The organism is Streptomyces sp. NPDC046303 (genome assembly GCF_055588085.1).
The window spans coordinates 118,584-144,815 of the sequence record NZ_JBVJFA010000005.1; the positions used below are offsets into that span (position 1 = coordinate 118,584).

Consider the following 26,232-nt stretch of genomic DNA (forward strand, 5'->3'; position numbering starts at 1 on the left):
TTGGTGCTGGCGGGGCTGGATCGGTCCGGCTGGTGTGGATTGCCGGGCGGGGGTCAAAGATCGGGGCTCCGCCCCGGACCCCGCGCCTCAAACGCCGGCGGGGCTGGATTGGTGCTGGCGGGGCTGGATCGGTCCGGCTGGTGTGGATTGCCGGGCGGGGGTCAAAGATCGGGGCTCCGCCCCGGGCCCCGCGCCTCAAACGCCGACGGGGCTGGGTTCGGGCCGGCGGGGCTGGGTTCGGGCCGGCGGGGGCTGGGTTCGGGCCTGGCGGTGGCTGGGTTTGGGTCGGTGGGGCTGGGTTGGGCGGGTGGTGTCCCTCACGGTAGTGGGAGGTTGACAGGCCGAAGCGCTGGATGCCCGTGTGAGCCTCTTTGAGCCCCGTCCCGGATATGGGGAGTCGGAAGGTGGAGGTTCAGGGCGGCACATGCGGACTCAGGTACCGGCAAACCCCCATTCATGTCGGTGGTACCGGTAGACTGAAGGAAATCCCGCCCGATCGCGGGATCACGCAGACAACGCAGATCGACGCGGCCGCTCCTCCGGCGCACACGCTGGTCCGGAGTACGGGCTGCGCTGTGCCAGAAAGGGCGCTTCGTGGCCGATTCCGGCGACTCCAACGAGAAGAATTACGACGCCAGTGCCATCCAGGTCCTCGAGGGCCTGGATGCGGTCCGCAAGCGGCCGGGTATGTACATCGGCTCGACCGGTGAGCGCGGCCTGCACCACCTCGTGCAGGAGGTCGTGGACAACTCCGTCGACGAGGCCATGGCCGGGCACGCGGACACGATCGACGTGACGATCCTGGCCGACGGCGGCGTGCGCGTCGTCGACAACGGCCGCGGCATCCCGGTCGACATCGTGCCGTCCGAGGGCAAGCCCGCGGTCGAGGTCGTCCTCACGGTCCTGCACGCGGGCGGCAAGTTCGGCGGCGGCGGTTACGCGGTCTCCGGCGGTCTGCACGGTGTGGGTGTGTCCGTGGTGAACGCGCTGTCGACGAAGGTCGCGGTCGAGGTCAAGCGCGACGGCTACCGCTGGACCCAGGACTACAAGCTCGGCGTGCCGACGGCCCCGCTGGCGAAGAACGAGGAGACCGGCGATCACGGTACGACCGTGACGTTCTGGGCCGACCCCGACATCTTCGAGACGACCGACTACTCCTTCGAGACGCTCTCGCGGCGCTTCCAGGAGATGGCCTTCCTGAACAAGGGCCTGACCCTGACGCTGACCGACGAGCGCGAGTCGGCGAAGGCCACGGTCGGCGCCGACGACCCGGACGCGGAGGCGTCCGAGCCCGCCGCGCGCACGGTGAAGTACCACTACGAGGGCGGCATCGTCGACTTCGTGAAGTACCTCAACTCGCGCAAGGGCGAGATGATCCACCCGACCGTCATCGACGTCGAGGCCGAGGACAAGGAGCGGATGCTCTCGGTCGAGATCGCGATGCAGTGGAACTCGCAGTACACGGAGGGTGTCTACTCCTTCGCGAACACGATCCACACGCACGAGGGCGGTACGCACGAGGAGGGCTTCCGTGCGGCTCTGACGGGTCTGGTCAACCGGTACGCGCGCGACAAGAAGCTGCTGCGCGAGAAGGACGACAACCTCGCGGGCGAGGACATCCGCGAGGGTCTGACGGCGATCATCTCGATCAAGCTGGGCGAGCCGCAGTTCGAGGGCCAGACGAAGACCAAGCTGGGCAACACGGAGGCGAAGACCTTCGTGCAGAAGGTCGTGCACGAGCACCTCAACGACTGGTTCGACCGCAACCCGGTCGAGGCGGCGGACATCGTCCGCAAGTCGATCCAGGCGGCCACGGCCCGCGTCGCGGCCCGCAAGGCCCGCGACCTGACCCGTCGCAAGGGTCTGCTGGAGAGCGCCTCGCTGCCGGGCAAGCTGTCCGACTGCCAGTCGAACGACCCGACGAAGTGCGAGATCTTCATCGTCGAGGGCGACTCCGCCGGCGGTTCGGCGAAGTCCGGCCGCAACCCGATGTACCAGGCCATCCTGCCGATCCGCGGCAAGATCCTGAACGTCGAGAAGGCGCGCATCGACAAGATCCTGCAGAACACCGAGGTCCAGGCGCTGATCAGTGCCTTCGGTACGGGTGTGCACGAGGACTTCGACATCGAGAAGCTCCGCTATCACAAGATCATCCTGATGGCGGACGCCGACGTCGACGGCCAGCACATCAACACCCTGCTGCTGACCTTCCTGTTCCGCTTCATGCGGCCGCTGGTGGAGGCGGGTCACGTGTACCTGTCCCGCCCGCCGCTGTACAAGATCAAGTGGGGCCGGGACGACTTCGAGTACGCCTACTCGGACCGTGAGCGCGACGCCCTGGTCGAGCTCGGCAAGCAGAACGGCAAGCGGATCAAGGAAGACTCGATCCAGCGCTTCAAGGGTCTGGGCGAGATGAACGCCGAGGAGCTGCGCGTCACCACCATGGACGTGGACCACCGCGTGCTCGGCCAGGTCACCCTGGACGACGCGGCGCAGGCCGACGACCTCTTCTCGGTGCTGATGGGTGAGGACGTCGAGGCCCGGCGCTCCTTCATCCAGCGCAACGCCAAGGACGTTCGGTTCCTCGACATCTGAGTCGGTCTCAGCTGACCGCCTGAAAGGACTTCTGACCAGCAATGGCCGACGAAACCACCCCCACCGCAGAGATGCCCGCGGAGGACCAGCCCGTGCTGCGGATCGAGCCCGTCGGGCTCGAGACGGAGATGCAGCGCTCCTACCTCGACTACGCGATGTCCGTCATCGTCTCGCGTGCGCTGCCCGACGTACGGGACGGCCTCAAGCCGGTGCACCGCCGTGTGCTGTACGCGATGTACGACGGCGGCTACCGGCCCGAGAAGGGCTTCTACAAGTGCGCCCGCGTCGTCGGTGACGTCATGGGCACCTACCACCCGCACGGTGACTCCTCGATCTACGACGCCCTGGTCCGCCTGGCCCAGCCGTGGTCGATGCGCATGCCGCTGGTGGACAGCAACGGCAACTTCGGTTCCCCGGGCAACGACCCGGCGGCCGCGATGCGCTACACCGAGTGCAAGCTGATGCCGCTGGCCATGGAGATGCTCCGGGACATCGACGAGGAGACCGTCGACTTCACGGACAACTACGACGGCCGCAACCAGGAGCCGACGGTCCTGCCGGCGCGCTTCCCGAACCTGCTGGTCAACGGCAGCGCCGGTATCGCGGTCGGCATGGCCACCAACATCCCGCCGCACAACCTGCGCGAGGTCGCGGCCGGTGCGCAGTGGGCGCTGGAGCACCCGGAGGCCTCGCACGAGGAGCTGCTGGACGCGCTCCTCGAGCGGATCAAGGGGCCGGACTTCCCGTCGGGCGCCCTGGTGGTGGGCCGCAAGGGCATCGAGGAGGCGTACCGGACCGGTCGCGGCTCCATCACGATGCGCGCGGTGGTGGAGGTCGAGGAGATCCAGAACCGCCAGTGCCTGGTGGTGACGGAGCTTCCGTACCAGACCAACCCCGACAACCTGGCGCAGAAGATCGCGGACCTGGTGAAGGACGGGAAGATCGGCGGCATCGCCGACGTCCGTGACGAGACCTCGTCGCGGACCGGCCAGCGCCTGGTGATCGTCCTGAAGCGCGACGCCGTCGCGAAGGTCGTGCTGAACAACCTGTACAAGCACACCGACCTGCAGACGAACTTCGGCGCGAACATGCTGGCGCTGGTGGACGGCGTGCCGCGCACCCTGTCGATCGACGCGTTCATCCGCCACTGGGTGCAGCACCAGATCGAGGTCATCGTCCGCCGTACGCGCTTCCGCCTGCGCAAGGCGGAGGAGCGCGCGCACATCCTGCGCGGTCTGCTCAAGGCGCTGGACGCGATCGACGAGGTCATCGCGCTGATCCGGCGCAGCAACACGGTCGAGATCGCGCGCGAGGGCCTGATGGGCCTGCTGGAGATCGACGAGATCCAGGCGAACGCGATCCTGGAGATGCAGCTGCGGCGCCTGGCGGCGCTGGAGCGGCAGAAGATCGTCGCCGAGCACGACGAGCTCCAGGCCAAGATCAACGAGTACAACGCGATCCTGGCCTCGCCGGAGAAGCAGCGTTCGATCGTCAGCGAGGAGCTGGCGGCGATCGTCGAGAAGTTCGGCGACGACCGGCGTTCCAAGCTGGTGCCCTTCGACGGCGACATGTCCATGGAGGACCTGATCGCCGAAGAGGACATCGTCGTCACGATCACGCACGGCGGCTACGTCAAGCGCACCAAGACCGAGGACTACCGCTCGCAGAAGCGCGGCGGCAAGGGCGTGCGCGGTACGAAGCTGAAGCAGGACGACCTGGTCGACCACTTCTTCGTCTCCACCACGCACCACTGGCTGCTGTTTTTCACGAACAAGGGCCGGGTCTACCGCTCCAAGGCCTACGAGCTCCCGGACGCGGGCCGGGACGCGCGCGGGCAGCACGTGGCGAACCTGCTGGCGTTCCAGCCGGACGAGAAGATCGCGCAGATCCTCGCCATCCGCGACTACGAGGCGGCGCCGTACCTGATCCTGGCCACCAAGGGCGGCCTGGTGAAGAAGACGGCGCTGAAGGACTACGACTCGCCCCGTTCGGGTGGTGTCATCGCGATCAACCTCCGGGAGACGGAGGACGGCAGCGATGACGAGCTGATCGGTGCGGAGCTCGTGTCCGCCGAGGACGACCTGCTGTTGATCAGCAAGAAGGCGCAGTCGATCCGCTTCACGGCGACCGATGAAGCGCTGCGGCCGATGGGCCGTGCCACGTCGGGCGTGAAGGGCATGAGTTTCCGCGAAGGTGACGAACTGCTCTCCATGAGCGTCGTGAGGCCGGGTACGTTCGTCTTCACCGCGACCGACGGCGGCTACGCCAAGCGGACGCCGGTCGACGAGTACCGCGTCCAGGGTCGTGGCGGTCTGGGCATCAAGGCCGCCAAGATCGTGGAGGACCGCGGGTCGCTCGTCGGGGCACTCGTGGTGGACGAAACGGACGAGATTCTCGCCATCACGCTCGGCGGTGGTGTGATTCGTACGCGCGTCAACGAAGTCAGGGAGACCGGCCGTGACACCATGGGCGTTCAGCTGATCAACCTGGGCAAGCGCGATGCCGTGGTGGGCATCGCTCGCAACGCCGAGGCCGGTCAGGAAGCTGACGAGGTCGACGGCGACGAGATCGAGATCGGAACCGAGGCGGCCGACGGACAGGCCGCCGAGGCCGCCGAGGGCACGCAGCCTTCGGCTGGGGAGCACGAGGAGTAAGTCGTGAGTGGAGCCACGGGCGCCGGACCGGCCATGACTGGAGAGAACGGTGCCCGTGGCCCTGCCGCGGACTCCCAGGGCGGGGGCACCCCCGCCGAAGGCAGGGGGAGGACTGTGACGGATACCCGAGAACCGCAGCCGCAGCCGCAGGCCGGCGCGGCCCCCGCGCAGCCGTACCACCCGCCGCAGGCCTACACGGCGCCTCCGGGCCCGGGTGCGCCGCGGACCGGCGGGGCGGGCGGCGCGCAGCGCAAGCCGCGTACGGGGGCCCGTATGGCGCCCAGGACGCGCAAGGCGCGGCTGCGGGTGGCCAAGGCCGACCCCTGGTCGGTGATGAAGGTCAGCTTCCTGCTGTCGATCGCGCTGGGCATCTGCACGATCGTGGCGGCGGCGGTGCTGTGGATGGTCATGGACGCGATGGGCGTCTTCTCGACCGTCGGCGGCACGATCAGCGAGGCGACCGGCTCGAACGAGAGCAACGGCTTCGACCTCCAGTCGTTCCTGTCGCTGCCGCGCGTGCTGATCTTCACGTCGGTCATCGCGGTGATCGACGTGGTGCTGGCGACGGCGCTGGCGACGCTGGGCGCGTTCATCTACAACCTGTCGGCGGGCTTCGTCGGCGGTGTGGAGCTCACGCTCGCCGAGGACGAGTGACCTGCGCAGACGTCGGCGAACAACCGATTTTGGAGCTACCGCCTCCGTGCGCTAATCTTCAGGAGTCAGCGCGCAGCGCGGATGGGGCTATAGCTCAGTTGGTTAGAGCGCATCCCTGATAAGGATGAGGCCACAGGTTCAAATCCTGTTAGCCCCACAGTGTCGAAGACCCCCAGGCCCAAGGCCCGGGGGTCTTTGTCGTAGGGCCAGTTGGCGGGTTCCCAGATAACCGATCGGTATCGGTCGGTGTGTATTGTTGGCTGCCAGAAGTCCCCTACGTCAACGAAAGACGAGGTCGCGCGGTGAAGAAGCTGCTCCTGGTCGCACTGGCCGCCATCGGCGGGCTCCTCGTGTACCGCCAGATCCAGGCGGACCGCGCCGAGCAGGACCTGTGGACGGAGGCAACCGACTCCGTGCCTTCTGGTTCCGGTGTGTGAGACCGAAAGCTGATCTCATGAAGCCCCGGCTGCCGCTGCGGCCGGGGCTTTGTGCTGTTCTGTGACAAAAAGTTACGTTATGCAAAGATTTGGCTTGCGCTAGCAAACTCGGGGTGGGCGTGATGGGTCGGGTACGGACGACGGTGCGGGCGGGAGCCGTGGCGGGGGCGGCGGTCCTGGCCATGGCGGCAGGCCTGCCGGGGGCCGCCCACGCGGAGGGGACGGCGCCGCAGCCGCTCCCGACGTACCGCGCGGCGGACGGCGCCAAGGCCGTGGCGGGCAAGCCCTCCACGGCGGACGCCCCGCTCCTGGAGGCGGGGAACGTCTACGCCGACGAGATCTCCCCCGGGGAGCGCGTCTACCGGCTCGTCCTGGAGAAGGACGGGTCGAACGTCTACGTCGCCGCCGTGGTCCGCCCCGGGCCGGCCGCCAAGGTCACGGGCAGCGACAGCATCGAGGTGGAGGTCATGACCACCGCGGGCTCGTCCTGCCCCGGCAGCAGGGGACACGCGAGCTTCGGCTACGACCCCGTGCCCCTCAGCGCGGTCGGCGCCCGCTGGGGCGCGGAGGACAAGGACTGCGCGCCGGGCGGCGTCTACTACGTCAAGGTCACCCGCACGGCCGCCAAGGGCTCCGACCAGAGCCCCTGGCCGATGGAGCTCACCGTGCAGCGCGAGCCCGGCCGCGGGGGTGCGGGGGCACCCACCACGGCGCCCAGCGGCTGGCCCTCGGGCGCCCCGTCCCTGCCGGGCACCGAGGCGGTCCCCCGCACCGGCGGCACCGGCTTCAACGACGCCCGCGCGCTGGGCGGCGGCGTGTGGCGCGACGAACTGCGGCCCGGGCAGACCCGCTTCTACCGGGTGCCGCTGGACTGGGGGCAGCAGCTGGGCCTCAGCGCCGAACTGGCCGCCGCGAAGCTGACCAAGCAGTACGGCTCCGCCTCCAACGGCCTCACCGTCTCGCTCTACAACCCCTACCGGGGGCTGGTCTCGTACGAGGGCGTCTCCTACGACGGCAAGCAGGCCGGGGCCACGCTGGCGAAGACCCCTCCGGTCGCCTACGAGAACCGCTACGCCGACGACAAGGACGTCCGGTCCGTGGGGATCGCGGGCTGGTACTACATCGCCGTGACCATGGGGGCGAAGGTCGCCGACTTCACCGAGGACGCGACGCCCGTGCCGCTGACCCTGCGCACCGAGGTGTCCGGGACCCCGGTGAAGGGGCCCGCCTACGCGCAGAGCCCGGCCGCCGGCGGATTCGGGGTCGGGGCCGGCGACCGGGCCGCCGCCAAGGAGGGGCTCACCGCCCCGGAGGCCGCCGAGGCCGCCAGGAACGGCTCGGTCATGCGGGTGGTGGCGGGCGCCGGGTTCGGGACCGGGACCCTGCTGCTGCTCGTACTGGGCGGCTGGATCCTGCTCGCCCGGCGGGGCCGGGGCGCCGCTACAGCCGGGTGAGGGCCCACACCCCGACGGCGAAGCAGAGCAGCGCCACGGCGAGGAGCCCGGCCTTCACCCCGGCGGGGGGCGGGGCGATCCCGCCGCCGGTCCGCGCGGGCGGGGCGGATGGGGCGGATGGGGCGGGCGGGACCTGGGGCGTCGGCGGCGCGAGGTGGAAACTTCCCGTCTCCAGGGGCCCGTACGCGGCCGCGGGGGCGGTGCGGGAGGCCTCCGCGACCGTGGCCGGGGTGGCGTACGGGGAGGCCTGCTGGGGCCCGTACGGGGACGCGGGCGTCGCGTACGGGGACGCGGGCGTCGCGTACGGGGTCGTGGGCGTCGCGTACGGGGTCGTGGGCGCGGTGGCGGTGCCGGCCGGAGCCGCGGGCGTCGTGGACGGCTCGGTGTCGCCTGACGGGTCCGCCGCCGCGGTCGACGGTCCCTGGGGTCCGAAACCGGCCGGGAGCGGGCCGAGTTGGTCGAACACCTCCACCGACACCTCGTCCGGCGCGGGCGGCGGCAGCAGCTCCACGGCCTCGGCAAGGGCCTTGCGCGCCCCCGTGGCCGTCTTGAACCGGCTGTTCGGGTCCGGCTGCAGCAGATTGGCGATGACGTCCCACAGCGGCGCGGGGACGCCTTCGGGTGCGCCCGGGGTGCCGTGCGCGAGGAAGTGCTCCACCAGGGCCCGGGAGTCGGGCTTGCGGCCCTTGAGCAGGTAGAGGGCGACCAGGCCGACCGCGAAGAGGTCGGCGGGGAAGTCCGGCTCGGCGCCCGTCAGCTGCTCGGGGGCGAAGTAACCCGGGGTGCCCACCACGTAGTCGGTCTCGGTCAGCCGCGGCTCGCCCTTGCGCATGGAGATGCCGAAGTCGGACAGCCGCAGGTGCGGCCGCCCGGTTCCGGTGGCCTCCATCAGGATGTTGGCCGGTTTGATGTCGCGGTGGACCACGCCTTCCGCGTGCACCGCGGCCAGCCCCGACAGGAGCTGGTCGAGCAGCGTGCACACGAAACGGGGCGGGAGGGGACCGTAGTCCCCGATCACGTGGGCGAGCGAGCCGCCGCTGACCAGGTCCATCGTGAACAGGACCTTGTCGTCGTCGGCCGCCCAGCTGGCCGGGGCCAGGACGTGCGGGTGGTCGATCCGCAGCGCCTGTTCCCGTACGAACCGCAGGAGCGTGTGCGCATCGCTCTGAAGGAGCACCTTCGCGGCGACGTACCGGCGGCGCCGGTGGTCCCAGGAACGCCACACGGCGCCCGCGCCACCGCGCCCGATCGGATCGACCAACTCGTACCGGCCGGCGAAGACCTCACCCATCGCTGTGCCCGTCCCCCGTCACCCTTAGTCGTCCCCGCCCGTCGTCCGCCCGCGTGCGGGTCAGTTCTGGTGGGCCTCGTAGTGGGCCACCGCGTCGGCGGTGCGGCCCGCGCCGTACACCCGGAGGAACTCTGCCAGTTCCGGGTGGCTGGGGGCGAGCGAGTCCGCGGCGTCGATGATGTCGCCCGCCGCGGAGACCGAGCGCAGCAGCGACTGGATCTCACGGACGACGCGCTTGACGGTGGGCGCGCCCGAACCGACGGCCGTCTGGCCGCTGTTGCTGAGGACGGAGCCTCCCTGGGTCTTCTTGATCTCATCCATCCGGTCGGTGGCCTCGGCCGCACTGACGCTTCCGTCGGCCACCTGGCCGGCGAGGTCCTGGAGGGCCTGGACGCGCTGCACCACGGCAGGGTTGCCGATCTTGGCCCGCTGGCCGCTCATCAGCTGGGACAGCATGGGCGCCGACAGTCCGAGGACGGCAGCGAGGCGAGCCTGGTTGAGGCCGAGGTCATCTATGAGCCGGCGGAAGAGCGCCCCGAGCGGCTCCCCGTACCAACTGCGCTGAAGCTCTCTGGCTCTGGCCGTGGCCTCTTGCTGTACTGCGTCCACTCTTCCTACTCCCCTTCGCTGGTGCGAACCTCGCGAGCATCTTACGGAGCGTGGTCGCGGGGCGGGAGTCCCTATTATTTTGCGAGATGAGGGGGTACACCCGGTACTCTGTTCTGCGGAACACCCACTCCTCGGAAGGGGAGAGGCGTGCCCTGATCCAGGGGGCCTTAGCTCAGTTGGTAGAGCGCTGCCTTTGCAAGGCAGATGTCAGGAGTTCGAATCTCCTAGGCTCCACTCAGGACCCCCCTTGACCTGCGAATACGCGGTCAAGGGGGGTCTTTTTTGTGCGCGGGGGCCGACGAGGGCGCCGTGGGCCGGTGGTGGTCCCGCCACCACGGGAGGGGCCGCGCCGGTCGGCCGGTCACACCGGCGGCGGGCCGGCGGGACGCCTTCGCCCCGCCGGCCGCCCGGCATCCCCCCGCCGGGGCCGTCCCGGGAGCCACCGCCTCCCCTTGAACGATGCGCCGCCCGGCGCACGGGTAGCCCGGCGCGCACCCGCCGTCCCAGGTGTGTGACGGGCGCACCTGGGCAGGCCCCGGCCCCGGCCCGCAGGGTGGTGGAGCCCGCGGAAAGCAGCGGGCCGCCGAGGGTTGGGGGAGACGTGGGGATGCACCTCGTGGGGAAAGTCCAGAGCAGTCACCGGGTGCCGGACAGCGCGCTGGGTGAACTGTGTGCGGAGATCTTCGCGCCGCTGCCGCGCAACGATCAGCGCCGCAAGGGCGAGATGTACCTGCGCGGGCTGCTGTCCGCCGGGGGCCGCAAGTCGATCCGGAACATCGCGGCGTGCGTGGGCGACCGGGCGGCCGAGCAGAGCCTGCACCACTTCATCTCCTCCTCCACCTGGGAGTGGGAACCGGTGCGCGCGGCGCTCTGCCGGTACCTGGAGCGCTCGCTGCGCCCGCGTGCCTGGGTGGCCCATCCGGTGATCATCCCCAAGGCGGGGCGGCACTCGGTGGGGGTCGGCCGCCGGTTCGTGCCCAGCCTCGGCCACGTGGTCAACAGCCAGGAGGCGTTCGGCATCTGGGCCGCCGACGAGGAGACGAGCAGCCCGGTCAACTGGCGGCTCGCGCTCTCCGACGACTGGCGGGACATGCCCCGGCTCGGACACCCGCGGCTGTCGGGGTCGAGCCTGGCCGGGACCTCGCTGGAGTGCGTGGCCGGAGCCGCCTCCGAGGCGCAGTCCTGGACGGGGGGCGGGCCGCGCACGGTCGTCCTCGACCTCCCCGACAGCGATCCGGCGGCGGTCGCCCGGCGCTTCGGCGCCGCCGGCATGCCCTTCGTGGCGGCGGTGCGCGGCTCGGCGAGGGTGACTCCGGCGGCCCCCGCCCTGCTGGGCCATGACGGCCGGGAGACCCAGGCGCACCAGCTCCTGCGCATGGTCCGCACCCTGCGGCGGCCCGTGACCTGGACGGATCCGGCCGGCACGGGAACCCGTACGAGCCTGGTGGCCGCCGTCCCGGTGCGGCTCGCGGGCACCCACCGGAACCTGCTGCTGCTGGGCGAGTGGAGCGGGCCGGGGGGCTGGCCGGAGCAGTGCTGGCTCACGGACCTGACCGACGCGTCCTGGGGCGCGCTGCTGCGGCTGGCGAAGCTGACGGGGCGGGTGGCCGCCGACTTCGCCGAGATCTCCGCGGAGGTGGGGATGGTGGAGTTCGAGGGCCGGTCCTTCGGCGGCTGGCACCGGCACACGACGCTCGCCTCGGCCGCGCATGCCGTGCAGGCGCTGACCGGCGGTCGTCGGCGTCAGCCGGTGGCCCGGCCCGCCTGATCGCGGCGTCCCCGCATCAGCGCCCGCCGGGTGCGTTGCATCTGGAGGGCCAGCTGGACTTCCAGTGCCTGCTGGGGCTCCAGCCAGTCGGGCCCCAGCAGTTCGCTGATGCGCTCCAGCCGGCGCGAGACGGTGTTGGGGTGGACGTGCAGGGTTTCCGCCGCACGGGTCGGGCTGCCGGCGGAGGCGAAGTACGCCTCCAGGGTCCGGGCCAGGTCGGTGCGCTGCTGGGCGTCGTAGTCCAGGACGGGGCCGATGGTGCTGTTGACGAAGTCGCCCGTGTTCGGGCTGTCGGACAGCAGGAGGCCGAGGAAGCCCAGCTCGCGGGGTGAGGCGGTGCCGCCGGTGCCGCCCAGCGCGGTCAGGGCGTCCAGGCAGCACCGTGCCTCCTGGTAGGTGCGGCCGATGGCCGACAGCTCGGTGACCGGCCCCGACGTGCCTGCGGTCACCGGGTGGTTGAGCGCCGAGGACAGTTCCTCCGACACGGCCCGCGCCGCCGCTGCCGGGTCGGTTCCGGGCAGCATCAGGATGATGGAGCCCTCGTCGACGCTCTTGAGGCCGGATTGCTGGTGCGCGTACGAGGACGCCCAGATGACCGCCCGTCCCAGGGAGCCGCCTTCGGGACGGGCCACCACGACGACGTGGGGGCCGTCCAGGTCGACGCCGAGACGCCGGGCCCGTTCGGCGAGTTTGGCGTTCTGGAGCTCGCCGCCCTTCCCCTTGAGCAGGGCGTTGAACAGTTCGTCGCGGACCTGGCCCTCGGCCGCGGCGGCGCTGCGCTGCATCATCAGCAGGAGGGCGGTGACCTGGGCGACCAGGGCCAGGAGCTGGATCCGGTGGGCCGTGTCGGACACCTCCTCCTCCGTGCGCGCGTACGGGACCAGGAGGAGGGTGCCGAGCATCTCCTGGCCCGCGACGGCCGGGGCCATCCAGAGGCCGCTCGCCGACCGGACCGGGCGGCGCTCGGTGTGGGCGTCGAGCGAGACCGCGCGGATCTCGTTCTCGTCCAACTCGGGGAGGTCCGCGGGGGCGTTGAGGTAGCGCCCCGCCTGGTCGCGGATCAGCAGGGTGCCGCCGAGCAGGGTGGACGCCTCGGAGGCCAGGGTGTGCAGACTGCCGCCCCCCAGGACCAGCTCGATCAGGCGGCTGTGGGTGTCGCGGAGGCGGTGGGCGGCGGCGGAGGAGTCCATGGCGCGGGAGGTGTTGAGCTCCAGGCCCGCGACCTCGTCCCGGACCCGGTCCAGCAGGCGGGTCTTCTCGATGGCCACCGCGGCGAGGTCGGCGAGCGAGCTCATCAGCGAGATCTCGTCCGGGTCGAAGTGGCGGATGCGCCGGCCCGCGACGTACAGGTTGCCGAGGTCGGAGTCCTCGTGGCGGAGGGGGACCGCCATCAGCGCGTGGAGGCCTTCGGCCCGCACCACGTTGTCGATCACATCGGAGTGGACGAAGGAGGTGTCCTGGAGGTAGTCGGCCGTCCAGAAGGGGGCGGAGCGCTGCCGTGCCTGCCTGCCGACGCCGCCGGTCATCGGGACGCCGAAGCCGACGGTGATCGCCGAGGTGTGGCCGTCCGCGGCGCGGACGTACGAGCGGCCCTCGTCGAAGGCGTGGAAGGTCACCCAGGACATGTCCAGCCCCAGGAGCAGCCGGGCCCGCCGGGTGATGACCTTGAGCAGCGTGTCCAGGTTGTACGGGAGGGTCAGGTCCCGGGCGGTGTCGACCAGGGCGCTCAGTCCGGCCTCGCGCTGCTGGCGGCGGGCGAAGAGCCCGCGGATGCTCAGGGAGAGGTCCTTGGCCCGGGTCAGCCGGATGAGGTCCTCCTCGGAGGCTCCGCTGTCGCGGGCCGTGCGCACGAGGTGCTCGAACTCGTCGGTGGGTGCCTCCCGGGCCAGCAGCTCCAGCATCTCGGCCACGTCCGCGTGAGGCTGTCGTCTCTCCGGCATTGCTTCCGTCCCCCTCGGCCTGCGGTTCCGGCACGCCCGCGTGGCGAACGTAGTGCGGCCGAGCGGGCGTGGTCAACATTTTGTTGAAGTCATAATGCCAGGTCAGGGAGGCGGAGTGTGGCTGGGTCACCACTCTTCGTGAATGACGGTGTTGCCTGGCCACCTTCTGGCGCGAGCGCTCCTTGAGTGAACCTTTACCCGGCGCCATGACCAGGTGCCGTGGTTTCCGTTACGACGAGGGGGGTCCCATGTCGCAGGTCCGGAGTTTCGAACGCTCGCTCCACCGCAGTCGCATGTCGTTGACCAGGGACGACAGGCCGAAGGTCTTCTCCCTGTGCGGACGGGAGTGGGACCTGCTGGACGAGGTGTTCGCGCCCGTGTTCTCCCCGTCGACCGATGTCGCGCTGGACTTCCTGGGTCTGAACCAGTCGCCGGTACCCCCGCGCACCGGGTCCTTCCTGGAGGTCGGATGCGGCACCGGGGTGACGGCAGTCATGGCCGCCCTCGCCGGTCACGAGCGCGTCGTCGCCTCGGACATCAGCCCGCGGGCGGTGGAGAACGCGGCGGTCAACGCCGAACGGCACGGGGTGACCGACCGGTTGAGCGCCGTGCACAGCGACCTGTTCTCCGGTCTGACCGACAACGAGCGGTTCGACACCGTCTTCTGGAGCTCCAACTACGTGCTGGCACCGGAGTCCTACGAGTACAAGTCGGTCCACGAGCGCGCCTACGTCGACGCCGGCTACCGGGCCCACCGCCGCTATCTGGAGCAGGCGCCCCGCTGGCTCGCCCCGGGCGGGTCGGCGCTGCTGCACTTCAGCGACCGGGGCGACGTGCCGGCCCTCCACCGGATCGCGCAGGAGTGCGGCCGGCAGCTGCGCACCCGGCGCACCGTCCGGGTGCACGAGGGCGAATACGGCGACGACGTGGTCGAGCACATGCTGCTCGAGATCGTGCCGCTGCGGGCGGAGTGAGGAGAGGCCGACGTGCGCACGCTCCTGATCGACAACTACGACTCGTTCACCTACAACCTCTTCCACCAGATCACCGAGGTCAACGGCCGGGAGCCGGAGGTCGTCCGCAACGACGACCCGCACTGGCGGCCCGAGCGGCTCCGGGAGTTCGACAACGTCATCATCTCGCCGGGCCCCGGAACCCCGCACCGGACGGCCGACCTCGGTATCTCCCGCGGGATCATCGAGCACGGAACCGTGCCGCTGCTGGGCATCTGCCTCGGCCATCAGGCGATCGGGTTACTGCACGGTGCCAGGGTGGGCAGGGCGCCGGAGCCACGGCACGGGAGGGTCTCCGCCGTACTGCACGACGGCGAGGGCCTGTTCAGGTCGATCCCCTCACCGATGCGGGCCGTCCGCTACCACTCGCTCGCGGTGACCGATCTGCCGCCCGAGCTGGAGGCCACGGCCTGGACGGCGGACGGGGTCCTGATGGGGCTGCGGCACCGGGACCGGCCGCTGTGGGGCGTGCAGTTCCACCCGGAGTCGATCTGTTCCGAGTACGGCGTGGAACTCCTGCGCAATTTCGCCGGGCTGAGCGGGTCGCGGCGCAGGGCGCGGTCCGCGCCGCCGCGGCCGGCCGCGGCTGGGCCCCTCCCCCGCCCCGTGCGCCGGCTCCGGGTGCTCACGGAGGAACTGCCCACCGGCTGGGACGCGGAGACGGCCTACGACCGCCTCTTCCGGGGCAATCCGTACGCCTTCTGGCTGGACAGCAGCAGTCCGGACGCCGGCGCCGGCCGCTTCTCGGTGATGGGCGACGCGTCCGGGCCGCTGGCACGGGTGGCCCGCGCCGACGTGTGGAGCGGCACCGTCCGCGTGGACTCCGCGGCGGGCAGCGACATCATGGCGGGCCCCTTCCTGGACTGGATCGACCAGGACCTGCGCGGCATCACCACGGACATCCCCGAGCTGCCCTTCGACTTCGCCCTCGGGTGGACGGGCTACCTCGGCTACGAGCTCAAGGCCGAGTGCGGCGGCGAGCTCGCGCACCGGTCGGAGGACCCCGACGCGACGATGGTCTTCGTCGACAGGGCGCTGGTGCTCGACCACGTCACCGGCAGCACGCACCTGCTGACGCTGATGGAGGAGGGCGCGGACGGGTCGGAAGCCGTGGCGCGGAGCCGGCTGGACGGCATGGCGCGGCGGCTCGCGGAGCCGCACCGGGGAAGACCGGGCCCGGCGCCCGCGCCCGCGGAGACGGTCGGGGCCGCGCCCCTGGGCGAGCTCCGGCTGCGCCACGACCGCGACGCCTATCTCGGCCTCATCGCCGACTGCCAGGAGCAGATAGCGGCCGGCGAGACCTACGAGGTCTGCCTCACCAACATGGCCGAACTGAGCGGCTCCCTGGACCCCTGGTCCGGGTACCTGCGGCTGCGCCGTGCCAGCCCGGCACCGTTCGGCGCACTGCTCCAGTTCGACGGCCTCAGCGTGCTGAGCGCCTCACCCGAGCGGTTCCTGCGGATCTCCCGCGCCGGCACGGCCGAATCGAAGCCGATCAAGGGAACGCGCCCCCGCGGCGCCACCCCCGCCGAAGACGCCGCGCTGGTGGCGGACCTGCTGGCCAACGAGAAGGACCGCGCCGAGAACCTGATGATCGTGGACCTGGTCCGCAACGATCTGGGGCGCTGCGCCGAGCCGGGCTCCGTGGAGGCCGACGAGATCTTCCGGGTCGAGAGCTACGCCGGCGTCCACCAGCTGGTGAGCACCGTGCGGGCGCGGCTGCGGCCCGGCGTCAGTGCCGTGGACTGCGTCCGCGCGGCGTTCCCCGGAGGCTCGATGACGGGGGCGCCCAAGGTGCGGACGATGCAGATCATCGACCGTCTCGAAGGAGGCGCGCGCGGGGTGTACTCCGGTGCCATCGGCTACTTCTCGCTCTCCGGCGCCGCCGACCTGAGCATCGTGATCCGTACCGCCCTGGTCACCGAGGACCGCGTCCGCTACGGCGTGGGCGGGGCCGTCATCGCGCTCTCCGACCCGGAGGCCGAGTTCGAGGAGACCGCGGTCAAGGCCAGGCCGCTGCTGCTGATGGCCGGGGCGCGCTTCCCGGGCAGGCGCGGGGAGAAGCTCAGCACCTGAGCGTCCAGGCGTGCTGGAGACGGGCGAGCTGCCTCGTCTCCAGCGCCCCCGCGACCTCGGGGATGCGGATCCCGAGCCGTTCGAGGAGGTCCAGCGCACGGCGTCCTTCCTCGTGCGCGCCCAGCAGCGTGTCTCCGCACAGCTCCTCGTGCGCCGCCGCCGACTCCAGCACCTCCAGAGAGGCCGCCTGGGCGGTGTTCCAGCCGATCAGGGCGCTGACGTGCCGGGGCTCGACCGCGGTCCACACCAGCGCCGGAGGCATGGCCCCCGCCGCCGTGAGCACCCGCCACCAGCCGCTTCCGAGCCGCCGCTCCCGCACCCGGTACATCTGACGGGCGACCGCCACGGCCGCCGTGCCGCGGACCCGGGACACGGGGAGGGCGGGTGCGGACAGCGCCGCCAGCCGGGTGTCGACCTCCGCGTCGAGCGTGCCCACCGGCACCGAGGCCGTGGCCGTGACCTGCTGGAGCTCCAGTCCGGCCGCGAGCGCACGCTCCGTCCCGGCGAGGAAGGCGCCCAGTACCTCGTCGTACCTCTCGGCCGAGAAGACCAGGTCCACGTCGACACTGATGCCCAGGGCGAGGCAGTCCTCGAGCGCGGCCAGCCCGGCCGGGGTCGCCGGAATGCGCGCCAGCAGGTTCGGCCGCCCCACCTCGGCGTGCATCCGGCGGGCCGCCGCCACCAGGGCCTGCGCGTCATGGGCGAGCCGCGGATCCACCGGTACGGACACCCGCCCGTACCGGCCCCCGCTCGTGAGGAAGGCGTCCCACAGGGCGTCACACGCCCGGCGGACCACGGCCGGAGCGAGGGCCGGGCCGAGGGCCGGTGCCACCACGCCGTGCACGAGCCCGCTGCGTGCGGGGTGGGACGGCGGGCCGGGGAGGAACTCCTCCTCGCTCGTGACGGCCAGCCAGGGCGATACGCCCTCGGACGCCAACTGCCGCAGCAGCGCGATAGCCGGTTGGCTCAACATGGTCCGACCCTAGGCCGGTCGGACCGGCGGGTAACACGATCGGCCTGCGGCATTGTCAGGTCCGCCGCGCGTGGCCGCGGCCGTGCACGCGTCCGTGCCCGCGTCCGTGCCTGCGCGTCCACCCGTGTGCCTGGATGCCGCTGACGTATTCGGATGACGCACGTCCCGCGCAGTGCGGTGTCCCCGCCATGTGTGCGGAAAAAGAAGGGACTTGACCAAGTGCCGGCCACCTGACGAAGTGGGAATCCCTTCTTGGTACCCCCGTCTGCGGTGTTCACAGAATCCTCGTGCATCGCCATGTCAGCAGGTTGAGCACTGGGAGGTACCGCGTGCGTGAGATCGCACCCTGGAAATCGCTAGACGCAGGCCAACAGCCGGACTGGCCGGACGAGACGGTCCTCGGCACGGTGCGCGAGGAACTGTCGAACGCGCCCGCCCTGGTGCGTGGTGAGGACGTACGCGCATTGCGCTCCCTGCTGGCCAGGGTCGCGGCCGGAGAGATCCAGGTGGTGCAGAGCGGGGACTGTGCGGAGGACCCGTCCGAGTCCACCCGCGGCCACGTGGCGCGCAAGGCGGCGCTCCTGGACATGCTGGCGGGCGTCATGAAGACGCGCTCGCACAAGCCGGTGCTGCGCGTGGGCCGGCTCGCCGGCCAGTTCGGCAAGCCGCGCTCGAGCTCCACCGAGATCATCAACGGTGTCGAACTCGCCTCGTACCGCGGCCACATGGTCAACAGCCCGGAACCCGACCCCGAGCTGCGCCGCCCCGACCCGTACCGGCTGCTCTCGGGCTACCGGGCGGCCGCCGAGGTCATGGAGCTGCTCGGCTGGCACGGCGAGCGGCGGCCCAGCGCGGCCGAGGCGCCGGTGTGGACGAGTCACGAGGCCCTGCTGCTCGACTACGAGGGCCCGATGCTGCGCACGCAGCCCGACGGCTCCACCCTGCTCACCTCGACGCACTGGCCGTGGATCGGCGAGCGGACGCGGCAGATCGACGGCGCGCACGTCGCGTTCTTCGCCTCGCTGGCCAACCCGGTCGCCACCAAGGTCGGCCCGAAGACCACCCCGGCCGAGCTGCTGGAACTGTGCGAAGTGCTGGATCCGCGGCGCGAGCCGGGCCGGCTGACGCTGATCTCCCGCATGGGCGCCGGCACCGCCGCCGAGAAGCTGCCGGAGCTGGTGCGTGCGGTGCGGGCGGCGGGATTCCCCGTCATCTGGCTGTGCGACCCGATGCACGGCAACACCGTGAATGCGCCGGGCGGATTCAAAACCCGCTATATCGAAACGGTCGTGCGGGAGGTCGAGGAATTCCAGGACGCGGTCTGCGACAACGGTGGAGTCGCGGCGGGCCTGCATATGGAAACCACTCCGGAAAACGTCCACGAATGTGTTGCCGACGGATCCCGGATCGGGGAATTGGGCGAGAAGTACACGAGCTTCTGCGACCCCAGGCTCAATCCTCAGCAGGCGATCGAAGTCGCCTCTGCCTGGCGCGGCTGAGAGAGGAGTTCATCGATCATGCAAGGAAAGACCGCTCTGGTCACCGGCGCCGCCGGCGGCATCGGGGAGGCCGTCGCGCGTGCGCTGGCGGCCAAGGGGGTGCGGGTCGCGGCCGTCGACCGTGACGCCGGCCGGCTGCGCGAGACCGTGAAGTCCGCCGTGGAGGAGGGACTCGACATCGCCGCGTTCCCCGCCGACGTCACCGTGAGCTCCGACGTCGACGAGCTCGTGGCCGAGATCGAATCGGCCTTCGGGCCGCTCGACTTCCTCGTCAACGCCGCGGGCGTGCTGCGCCTGGCGGAGGCGCGAGCCCTCACCGACGAGGAATGGGCCACCACCTTCGCCGTCAACACCACCGGCGTCTTCTTCGTGTCGCGCGCCGTCGTCAACCGCATGGTCCCGCGGCAGCGCGGCGCGATCGTCACCGTGGCCTCGAACGCCGCCGGCACGGCCCGCACCGAGATGTCCGCGTACGCCGCCTCCAAGGCCGCCGCGACCATGTTCACCAAGTGCCTCGGCCTGGAGGTCGCCAAGTACGGCATCCGGGCCAACCTCGTGGCGCCGGGATCCACCGACACGCCGATGCTCACCTCGATGTGGCAGAGCAGCTCCAGCGCCCAGGTCTCGATCGACGGCAACCCCGACGCGTACCGGGTCGGCATCCCCCTGGGCAAGCTCGCCCGGCCCCAGGACGTCGCCGACGCGGTGGTGTTCCTGCTGTCCGACCAGGCCTCGCACATCACCATGCACGACCTCACCGTGGACGGGGGTGCGGCGCTCGGTGTCTAGGTCCATTCCCGCGATCAGCGCGTACCCGATGCCCTCGGCCGGTGATCTGCCCGCCGGTCCCGTCCGCTGGTCGGTCGATCCCGGCCGGGCGGTGCTGCTCCTCCACGACATGCAGAAGTTCTTCCTGGCGCCCTTCCCGGCCGGCGAGCAGCCCGTCACCACCCTGGTGGACCACGCCGCGCAGCTGCGCGACCGGTGCGCGGCGCTCGGCATACCGGTGGCGTACACCGCGCAGCCCGGCGGCATGACCCCGCGGGAGCGGGGGCTGCTGAAGGATTTCTGGGGCCCCGGTATGACGCCGAGCCCCGAGCACCGGCAGGTCGTGGAGCCGGTGGCACCCGCCGAGGGCGACTGGGTGTTCACCAAGTGGCGCTACAGCGCCTTCCACCGCACCGGCCTGCTGGAGCGCATGCGGGCCGCGGGGCGGGACCAGCTGATCATCTGCGGCGTCTACGCCCACGTCGGCGTGCTGATGACGGCCGTCGACGCCTTCAGCCACGACATCCAGCCCTTCCTCGTCGGCGACGCCATCGCCGACTTCAGCTGGAAGGACCACCGGATGGCGCTGGAGTACGCGGCGGCCCGCTGTGCCTCCGTCACCGCCACCAAGGAGCTCCTCGAAGGGCTCGCGACGTCCCGGCCGGCCACGGGCCCGGGGGAGGACGCGTCATGACGGACGACCTGCTGGGCGCGGTGCTGGCCGGCCGGGTCCCCGCCTTCGCGCTCGTGCACCGGCCCGAGACCGGCGGGGCCGACCGCGTCGACCTGTTCGCCGGCGAGATGACCGAGGTCGCGGCCCTGGCCGACATCGCGCTGCCCGGCCCCACCGGATCCGCGGTCCCGCGCCAGGACGTGCTGGCACTGGTGCCGTACCGGCAGATCGCCGAACGCGGCTACGAGGCTCCCGACGACGGTGCGCCGCTGCTCGCGATGACCATCGCGGAGCAGGGGACGGTGCCCCTGGAGGAGGTGCTGCGCCGGATCCCGGACGCGCCCGTGCGGCTGGCGGAGGGCGGCGGCTTCGACATCGACGACGAGGCCTACGCGGCGACCGTCCGGCAGGTCATCACGGAGGAGATCGGCACCGGCGCGGGCGCGAACTTCGTCATCAAGCGTTCCTTCGTCGCGGACATCACCGACTACGACACCGGCTCCGCGCTGCGCTTCTTCCGCCGCCTCCTGGAGCGCGAGAGCGGTGCGTACTGGACGTTCGTGGTGCACACCGGCGAGCGCACCCTGGTCGGCGCCTCCCCCGAGCGGCACGTGAGCGTCGCGGGCGGCCGGGCCGTGATGAACCCCATCAGCGGCACCTACCGGTACCCCGCCTCCGGTCCCTCCCTCTCCGGCGTCATGGACTTCCTCGCCGACGGCAAGGAGTCCGACGAGCTGTACATGGTCGTCGACGAGGAACTGAAGATGATGGCCCGGATCTGCGACGGGGGCGGACGGGTCGTCGGCCCCTATCTCAAGGAGATGGCCCGGCTCGCGCACACCGAGTACTTCATCGAGGGCGAGACCACCCGGGACCCGCGCGAGATCCTGCACGAGACGCTGTTCGCGCCGACCGTCACCGGGTCTCCGCTGGAGAGCGCCGGCCGGGTGATCAAGCGGTACGAACCCCAGGGGCGCGGCTACTACAGCGGCGTGCTCGCGGTCATCGGCCAGGACGGGCAGGGTGCGCGCACCCTGGATTCCGCGATCCTCATCCGCACCGCGGACATCGACGGGGCCGGCCGGATGCGGCTGGGGGTCGGTGCCACGCTGGTCCGCCACTCCGACCCGCTCTCCGAGGTCGCCGAGACCAGGGCCAAGGCCGCGGGGCTACTGGCCGTACTCGGCGACGGCGGCCCGGCCCGCTTCGCCGGCCACCCCGGCGTGCGCGCCGCGCTGGCCCGGCGCAACGAGGGCATCTCCGCCTTCTGGCTGGCGGACGACGCCGGCCGGGTCCGCCCGATCCCCGGCCTCGCGGGCCGCAGCGTGCTGGTCGTCGACGCCGAGGACACCTTCACGGCGATGATCGCCCTCCAACTGCGGTCAGCGGGAGCCGAGGTGACGGTACGGCGCTTCGACGAGCCGTACGACTTCGCCCCGTACGACCTGGTCGTGATGGGGCCCGGCCCCGGCGACCCGCAGGATGCCGCCCACCCGAAAATCGCACATCTGCGGGGGGCGATCGACACCCTGCTCACCGAGGGCAGGCCGTTCCTCGCGGTGTGCCTGAGCCACCAGGTGCTCAGCGCCCGGCTGGGTCTCGGCCTGCTGCGCAGGGAACGGCCCAACCAGGGCGTGCAGCGCCGGATCGACCTGTTCGGCAGGCCGGAACGGGTCGGCTTCTACAACACGTTCGCCGCGCACAGCGCCGAGGACAAGGGGGAATGCCCCGATGTCGGTGTGTTCGAGGTGAGCAGGGATCCGCAGACCGGAGAGGTCCACGCGCTGCGCGGCCCCGGTTTCCGCTCCATGCAGTTCCACCCCGAGTCGGTGCTCACCGAGGACGGGGTGCGCATCGTGGGAGAGGCCCTGTGCGCGCTGCTCGAGGAGGGTCCCGTATGAAGGCCGCCGTCGTGTGGTGGGACCTGGCCGGTTCGGGGCGGTCCATCGAGTCGATGCGCGACTTCCTCCGCGAGGAGGCCGTCGACCGGTTCGCCGGGATCGAGGGCCTGCGCCTGAAGTTCTGGATCTCGGACCCGCCGACCGAACGGTGGGGCGCGGTACTGCTCTGGGAGTCCGCCGAGGCCGCCGCCAGGCCGCTGCCCGCGCGGGCGGCCGAACTCATCGGACGCCCGCCCGTGCAGCGCACGCTCTTCGACGTCGAGGCGACGGTGGAGGGGCTGTACGCCGTTCCGGGCCTGTCCGGTCTGGGGCTGGCACTGGGGCACCGGCCGGGCGAATGACCGGCCCGGCCGCGGTACGGCGCTGTCCGGGACGACTCCGGGGAGCGCCGTACCGCGCGCCGTATGACGGAGTCCGGGCCACCTGACGAAGTGCTCCCGGCCTCCTGCGCACCCCCGCTCCCCCCACTGCAAGGTGGCCTGGGAGCGGCTCTTCCACCCGTTCCGACCATCAGTCAAGGAGCCCTGAGCAGAACCGTGAGGACCCCACCGAAGAGTGCGACCGGACGCTTCGAATGGAGCGAACTGGACCGGCGTGCCGTGGACGTCGCCCGTGCCCTGGCCGTCGACGCCGTCGAAGAGGCCGGCCACGGCCACCCCGGCACCGCCATGAGCCTGGCTCCGGCCGCGTACCTGCTCTTCCAGCGGCTGCTGCGGCACGACCCCGCCGACCCGCGGTGGGCGGGCCGCGACCGCTTCGTGCTGTCCTGCGGTCACTCGAGTCTCACCCTGTACAACCAGCTCTACCTCTGCGGCTACGGCCTGGAGCTCGACGACATCAAGGCGCTGCGGACGGCCGGCAGCCTGACCCCCGCGCACCCCGAGTACGGGCACACCCCCGGGGTGGAGACCACCACCGGCCCCCTCGGCCAGGGCCTCGCCAACGCCGTCGGCATGGCCATGGCCGCCCGCCGCGAGCGCGGTCTGTTCGACCCCGGGGCCGCCCCCGGCGAGAGCCCCTTCGACCACACGGTCTGGGTCATCGCCTCCGACGGCGACGTGGAGGAGGGCATCAGCCACGAGGCGAGCTCCCTGGCCGGCCACCAGAAGCTCGGCAACCTGGTCGTCCTCTACGACGACAACCACATCTCCATCGAGGACGACACCCAGATCGCCCAGTCCGAGGACGTGGCGGCGCGCTACCGCGCCTACGGCTGGCACGTGCAGCAGGTCGACTGGACCGCGACCGGCTCCTACGTGGAAGACGTGGCCGCGCTGTACGCCGCGCTGAGCGCCGCCCGCGAGGAGACCGACCGTCCTTCCCTCGTCGCGCTGCGCACCGTCATCGGCTGGCCCTCGCCCGGCAAGCAGAACACCGGCAAGATCCACGGCGCCGCGCTGGGCGCGGAGGAGGCCGCCGCCACCAAGGAGGCGATGGGGCTCGATCCGCAGCTGCGCTTCCAGGTCCCGGCCGAGGTCCTCGCGCACGCCCGCCGGGTGGGCGAGCGGGCGCGCCGGGACCGGGCGGAGTGGGACAAGCGCGAGCGGGACTGGCGCGCCGGCTCCCCCGAACGCGCCGCCGAGTTCGACCGGATCTCGGCGCGCGAACTCCCCGAGGGCTGGGAGGAGGCGCTCCCCGTCTTCGAGGCGGGCCGGCAGGTCGCCACCCGCAAGGCATCGGGCGAGGTCCTGAACTCCCTCGCGGCGGCACTGCCCGAACTGTGGGGCGGATCCGCCGACCTGGCGGAGAGCAACAACACCACCATGCAGGGCGAGCCGTCCTTCATCCCCGAGGAGCTGTCGACCGGCGCCTTCACCGGCCACCGCTACGGCCGCACGCTGCACTTCGGCATCCGCGAGCACGCCATGGGAGCGATCCTCAACGGCATCGCCCTGCACGGCGGCACCCGCCCCTACGGCGGCACCTTCCTGGTCTTCTCCGACTACATGCGGCCCGCGGTGCGGCTCGCCGCGATGATGCGGCTGCCCGTCACCTACGTCTGGACGCACGACTCGATCGGCCTCGGTGAGGACGGCCCCACCCACCAGCCGGTGGAGCACCTCTGGTCGCTGCGCCTCATCCCCGGTCTCGATGTCGTACGCCCCGCCGACGCCAACGAGACGGCGGCCGTCTGGGCCTCCGTCCTGCGGCGTACCGACCGGCCCGCGGGCCTGTGCCTGTCCCGGCAGAACCTGCCCGTCCTGGACCGCTCGCCGCAGTCGGACATCGAGTCCGCGCAGGGCGCCGCGCGGGGCGGCTACATCCTGGCGGAAGCCACGGGCGGCGACCCCGACGCCGTACTGCTCGCCACCGGCAGCGAGGTGCACATCGCGCTCGACGCCCGGCGGATCCTCCAGCGCGACGGCATCCGCACCCGGGTGGTGTCCCTGCCCTGCCTGGAGTGGTTCGCCGAGCAGAGCCAGGAGTACCAGGACCTGGTGCTGCCGCCGCAGGTGCGGGCCCGGGTGTCGGTGGAGGCCGGCTCCGCGCTCGGCTGGCACGCGCTGGTCGGTGACGCCGGACAGGCGGTGGGCCTGGACGGGTTCGGCGCCTCGGCCCCGTACCAGGCGCTGTACGAGCAGTACGGCCTGACGGCCGAGCGCGTGGCGGCCGCCGCCCGGGCCAGCGTGGCCCGGGCCAGGAGCCGGTCATGACGACCCGGCCGGCCCCGCTGACCGCCCGGATCCCCGGTTCCAAGAGCATCACCAACCGGGCCCTGCTGCTGGCCGCCGCCGCGGACGGGGTGACCCGGCTGCGCGCACCGCTGATCAGTGACGACACCCTCGCCTTCCGTACCGCCCTCACCGGCCTGGGCGTCCGCGTCTCGGGCACGGACGAGGTCTGGGAGGTCACCGGTACGGGAGCCGGACCCGTCGGCACCGCCCGCGTGTGGTGCGCCGACGCGGGAACCGCCGCGCGTTTCCTGCCGCCCTTCGCCGCTGCCGGCCGGGGGGAGTTCGTCTTCGACGGGAGCGACCAGCTCCGGGCCCGCCCGCTGGGCCCGCTCGTGGACGCCCTCACCGCCCTGGGTGCGAAGACGGTCTCCGGGCCCGGGGGAGCGCTGCCGCTGGCGGTCACCGCGAGCGGTCTGGACGGCGGCGAGATCACCCTCGACTCGTCCTTCAGCAGCCAGTACCTCACCGGGCTGCTGCTGTCGGCGCCACTGATGCGCGCGGCGCTGACCGTCCGGGCGACGAGCCTGGTCAGCCGTCCGTACATCGACATGACCCGGGCGCTGATGCACCACTTCGGGGCGCGCACCCGGCAGGACGGCGACGGCACGGTCACGGTGCTGCCCGGCGGGTACACCGCGGCGGACCTGACGATCGAACCGGACGCCTCCACCGCGTCGTACGTCTTCGCGGCGGCCGCCGTGACCGGACGCGGCGTCACCGTGCCGGGCCTGGGCAGCCACAGCTCCCAGGGGGACCTCCGCTTCGTCGAGGTGCTGCGCCGCACCGGCGCACACGTGGAGACCACCGCCTCCGGGACCACGGTGACCGGCCGCCGCGACGGCGGCCTCACGGGCGGGTTCGACGTCGACATGGGCGACATCTCGGACACCTTCATGACCCTGGCGGCCATCGCGCCGCTCGCCGACGCCCCGATCACGATCCACGGAATCGCCCACGCACGGCTCAAGGAGTCCGACCGGATCGAGGCGGTCGCCAGGAACCTGCGGGCCCTGGGGATCCGCACGAACGAAGGCCCCGACCGGATCACCATCCACCCGGGCACGCCGGGCGGCGCCGAGATCGCCTGCTACCGCGACCACCGGATCGCGATGGCCTTCTCCGTCCTCGGACTGCGCACCGGCGGCATCACGCTCGACGATCCGGCCTGTGTCGGCAAGACCTTCCCCGGCTTCCACGGCGAACTGCGCCGACTCTTCCCCGACCATCCGACACCACAAGGGACTTGAACCAC

19 protein-coding genes and 2 tRNA genes are annotated in these 26,232 nt (G+C 71.6%); 17 read left to right on the forward strand and 4 right to left on the reverse strand.

Translation table 11 applies throughout. From position 1 onward, the window contains the following. Positions 1-573 precede the first annotated feature (573 nt). The 6 genes from gyrB (at position 574) to ACZ6I1_RS07160 (ending at position 7,794) form a co-directional block, all read left to right on the forward strand. Positions 574-2,595: a DNA topoisomerase (ATP-hydrolyzing) subunit B gene (gene gyrB / locus ACZ6I1_RS07135; RefSeq protein ID WP_469284381.1), complete on the forward strand. Its 2,022-nt coding sequence runs from the start codon at positions 574-576 to the stop codon at positions 2,593-2,595. A 41-nt stretch (positions 2,596-2,636) separates the two neighbouring features. After that, positions 2,637-5,249: a DNA gyrase subunit A gene (gyrA, locus tag ACZ6I1_RS07140; protein ID WP_469284049.1), complete on the forward strand. Its 2,613-nt coding sequence runs from the start codon at positions 2,637-2,639 to the stop codon at positions 5,247-5,249. A 114-nt stretch (positions 5,250-5,363) separates the two neighbouring features. Continuing rightward, a complete protein-coding gene (locus ACZ6I1_RS07145) occupies positions 5,364-5,903 on the forward strand; it encodes a DUF3566 domain-containing protein (protein ID WP_469284051.1) in 540 nt (179 codons plus the stop codon). A gap of 83 nt (positions 5,904-5,986) precedes the next feature. Then, positions 5,987-6,060, forward strand: a tRNA-Ile gene (locus ACZ6I1_RS07150). A 145-nt stretch (positions 6,061-6,205) separates the two neighbouring features. Next, the gene (locus ACZ6I1_RS07155) at positions 6,206-6,340 is read left to right on the forward strand and encodes a DLW-39 family protein (RefSeq protein ID WP_208809277.1); all 135 of its coding nucleotides are present in this window, start codon (positions 6,206-6,208) and stop codon (positions 6,338-6,340) included. Positions 6,341-6,462: 122 nt separating this feature from the next. Beyond that, positions 6,463-7,794: a hypothetical protein gene (locus ACZ6I1_RS07160; RefSeq protein WP_469284053.1), complete on the forward strand. Its 1,332-nt coding sequence runs from the start codon at positions 6,463-6,465 to the stop codon at positions 7,792-7,794. Here ACZ6I1_RS07160 and ACZ6I1_RS07165 read toward each other — a convergent pair. Next, a complete protein-coding gene (locus tag ACZ6I1_RS07165) occupies positions 7,781-9,085 on the reverse strand; it encodes a serine/threonine-protein kinase (protein WP_469284055.1) in 1,305 nt (434 codons plus the stop codon). The genes ACZ6I1_RS07160 and ACZ6I1_RS07165 overlap by 14 nt on opposite strands. 60 nt (positions 9,086-9,145) lie before the next feature. Beyond that, positions 9,146-9,694 (reverse strand): helix-turn-helix domain-containing protein, encoded by a 549-nt coding sequence (locus tag ACZ6I1_RS07170; RefSeq protein ID WP_469284059.1) that lies wholly within the window; start codon positions 9,692-9,694, stop codon positions 9,146-9,148. Between the two features lie 161 nt (positions 9,695-9,855). Between ACZ6I1_RS07170 and ACZ6I1_RS07175 the strand changes: the two genes are divergently transcribed. Both ACZ6I1_RS07175 and ACZ6I1_RS07180 read left to right on the forward strand, forming a co-directional pair. Further along, a tRNA-Ala gene (locus ACZ6I1_RS07175) sits at positions 9,856-9,928 on the forward strand. A 382-nt stretch (positions 9,929-10,310) separates the two neighbouring features. Continuing rightward, a complete protein-coding gene (locus ACZ6I1_RS07180; protein ID WP_469284061.1) occupies positions 10,311-11,462 on the forward strand; it encodes an IS701 family transposase in 1,152 nt (383 codons plus the stop codon). On the opposite strand, the gene ACZ6I1_RS07185 is transcribed toward ACZ6I1_RS07180, so the two are convergent. Beyond that, positions 11,438-13,363, reverse strand: a complete 1,926-nt coding sequence (locus ACZ6I1_RS07185) for a helix-turn-helix domain-containing protein (RefSeq protein WP_469284384.1) — start codon at positions 13,361-13,363, stop codon at positions 11,438-11,440. The two genes, ACZ6I1_RS07180 and ACZ6I1_RS07185, sit on opposite strands and share 25 nt — an antisense overlap. Positions 13,364-13,695: 332 nt before the next feature. Between ACZ6I1_RS07185 and ACZ6I1_RS07190 the strand changes: the two genes are divergently transcribed. Then, on the forward strand, positions 13,696-14,376 hold the full coding sequence (locus ACZ6I1_RS07190; RefSeq protein ID WP_469284063.1) for a methyltransferase domain-containing protein: 681 nt from the start codon (positions 13,696-13,698) through the stop codon (positions 14,374-14,376). Between the two features lie 12 nt (positions 14,377-14,388). Continuing rightward, positions 14,389-16,491, forward strand: a complete 2,103-nt coding sequence (gene pabB / locus ACZ6I1_RS07195) for an aminodeoxychorismate synthase component I (protein ID WP_469284065.1) — start codon at positions 14,389-14,391, stop codon at positions 16,489-16,491. On the opposite strand, the gene ACZ6I1_RS07200 is transcribed toward pabB, so the two are convergent. Then, positions 16,481-17,464: a transaldolase family protein gene (locus ACZ6I1_RS07200; protein ID WP_469284067.1), complete on the reverse strand. Its 984-nt coding sequence runs from the start codon at positions 17,462-17,464 to the stop codon at positions 16,481-16,483. The two genes, pabB and ACZ6I1_RS07200, sit on opposite strands and share 11 nt — an antisense overlap. 329 nt (positions 17,465-17,793) lie before the next feature. Here ACZ6I1_RS07200 and ACZ6I1_RS07205 point away from each other — a divergent pair, with 329 nt between their 5' ends. From ACZ6I1_RS07205 to aroA, 7 genes are all read left to right on the forward strand, one after another. Next, the gene (locus tag ACZ6I1_RS07205; RefSeq protein ID WP_469284068.1) at positions 17,794-18,963 is read left to right on the forward strand and encodes a 3-deoxy-7-phosphoheptulonate synthase; all 1,170 of its coding nucleotides are present in this window, start codon (positions 17,794-17,796) and stop codon (positions 18,961-18,963) included. Positions 18,964-18,981: 18 nt separating this feature from the next. Further along, entirely contained in the window at positions 18,982-19,752 is a 771-nt protein-coding gene (locus ACZ6I1_RS07210) for a 2,3-dihydro-2,3-dihydroxybenzoate dehydrogenase (RefSeq protein ID WP_469284070.1), read from the forward strand. Positions 19,753-19,780: 28 nt separating this feature from the next. Next, positions 19,781-20,425, forward strand: coding sequence for an isochorismatase family protein (locus ACZ6I1_RS07215; RefSeq protein ID WP_469284386.1), 645 nt, complete (start codon positions 19,781-19,783; stop codon positions 20,423-20,425). Further along, a complete protein-coding gene (locus ACZ6I1_RS07220; RefSeq protein ID WP_469284072.1) occupies positions 20,422-22,305 on the forward strand; it encodes an anthranilate synthase family protein in 1,884 nt (627 codons plus the stop codon). Before ACZ6I1_RS07215 ends, ACZ6I1_RS07220 begins: the two co-directional genes overlap by 4 nt. Continuing rightward, on the forward strand, positions 22,302-22,646 hold the full coding sequence (locus tag ACZ6I1_RS07225; RefSeq protein WP_469284074.1) for a hypothetical protein: 345 nt from the start codon (positions 22,302-22,304) through the stop codon (positions 22,644-22,646). The genes ACZ6I1_RS07220 and ACZ6I1_RS07225 overlap by 4 nt, the downstream gene beginning before the upstream one ends. A gap of 195 nt (positions 22,647-22,841) precedes the next feature. Next, positions 22,842-24,959 carry a transketolase gene (gene tkt, locus ACZ6I1_RS07230; RefSeq protein WP_469284075.1) on the forward strand — a complete coding sequence of 706 codons (2,118 nt, stop codon included), beginning with the start codon at positions 22,842-22,844 and terminating at the stop codon, positions 24,957-24,959. After that, positions 24,956-26,227, forward strand: a complete 1,272-nt coding sequence (aroA, locus tag ACZ6I1_RS07235; protein ID WP_469284076.1) for a 3-phosphoshikimate 1-carboxyvinyltransferase — start codon at positions 24,956-24,958, stop codon at positions 26,225-26,227. Before tkt ends, aroA begins: the two co-directional genes overlap by 4 nt. Positions 26,228-26,232 lie beyond the last annotated feature (5 nt).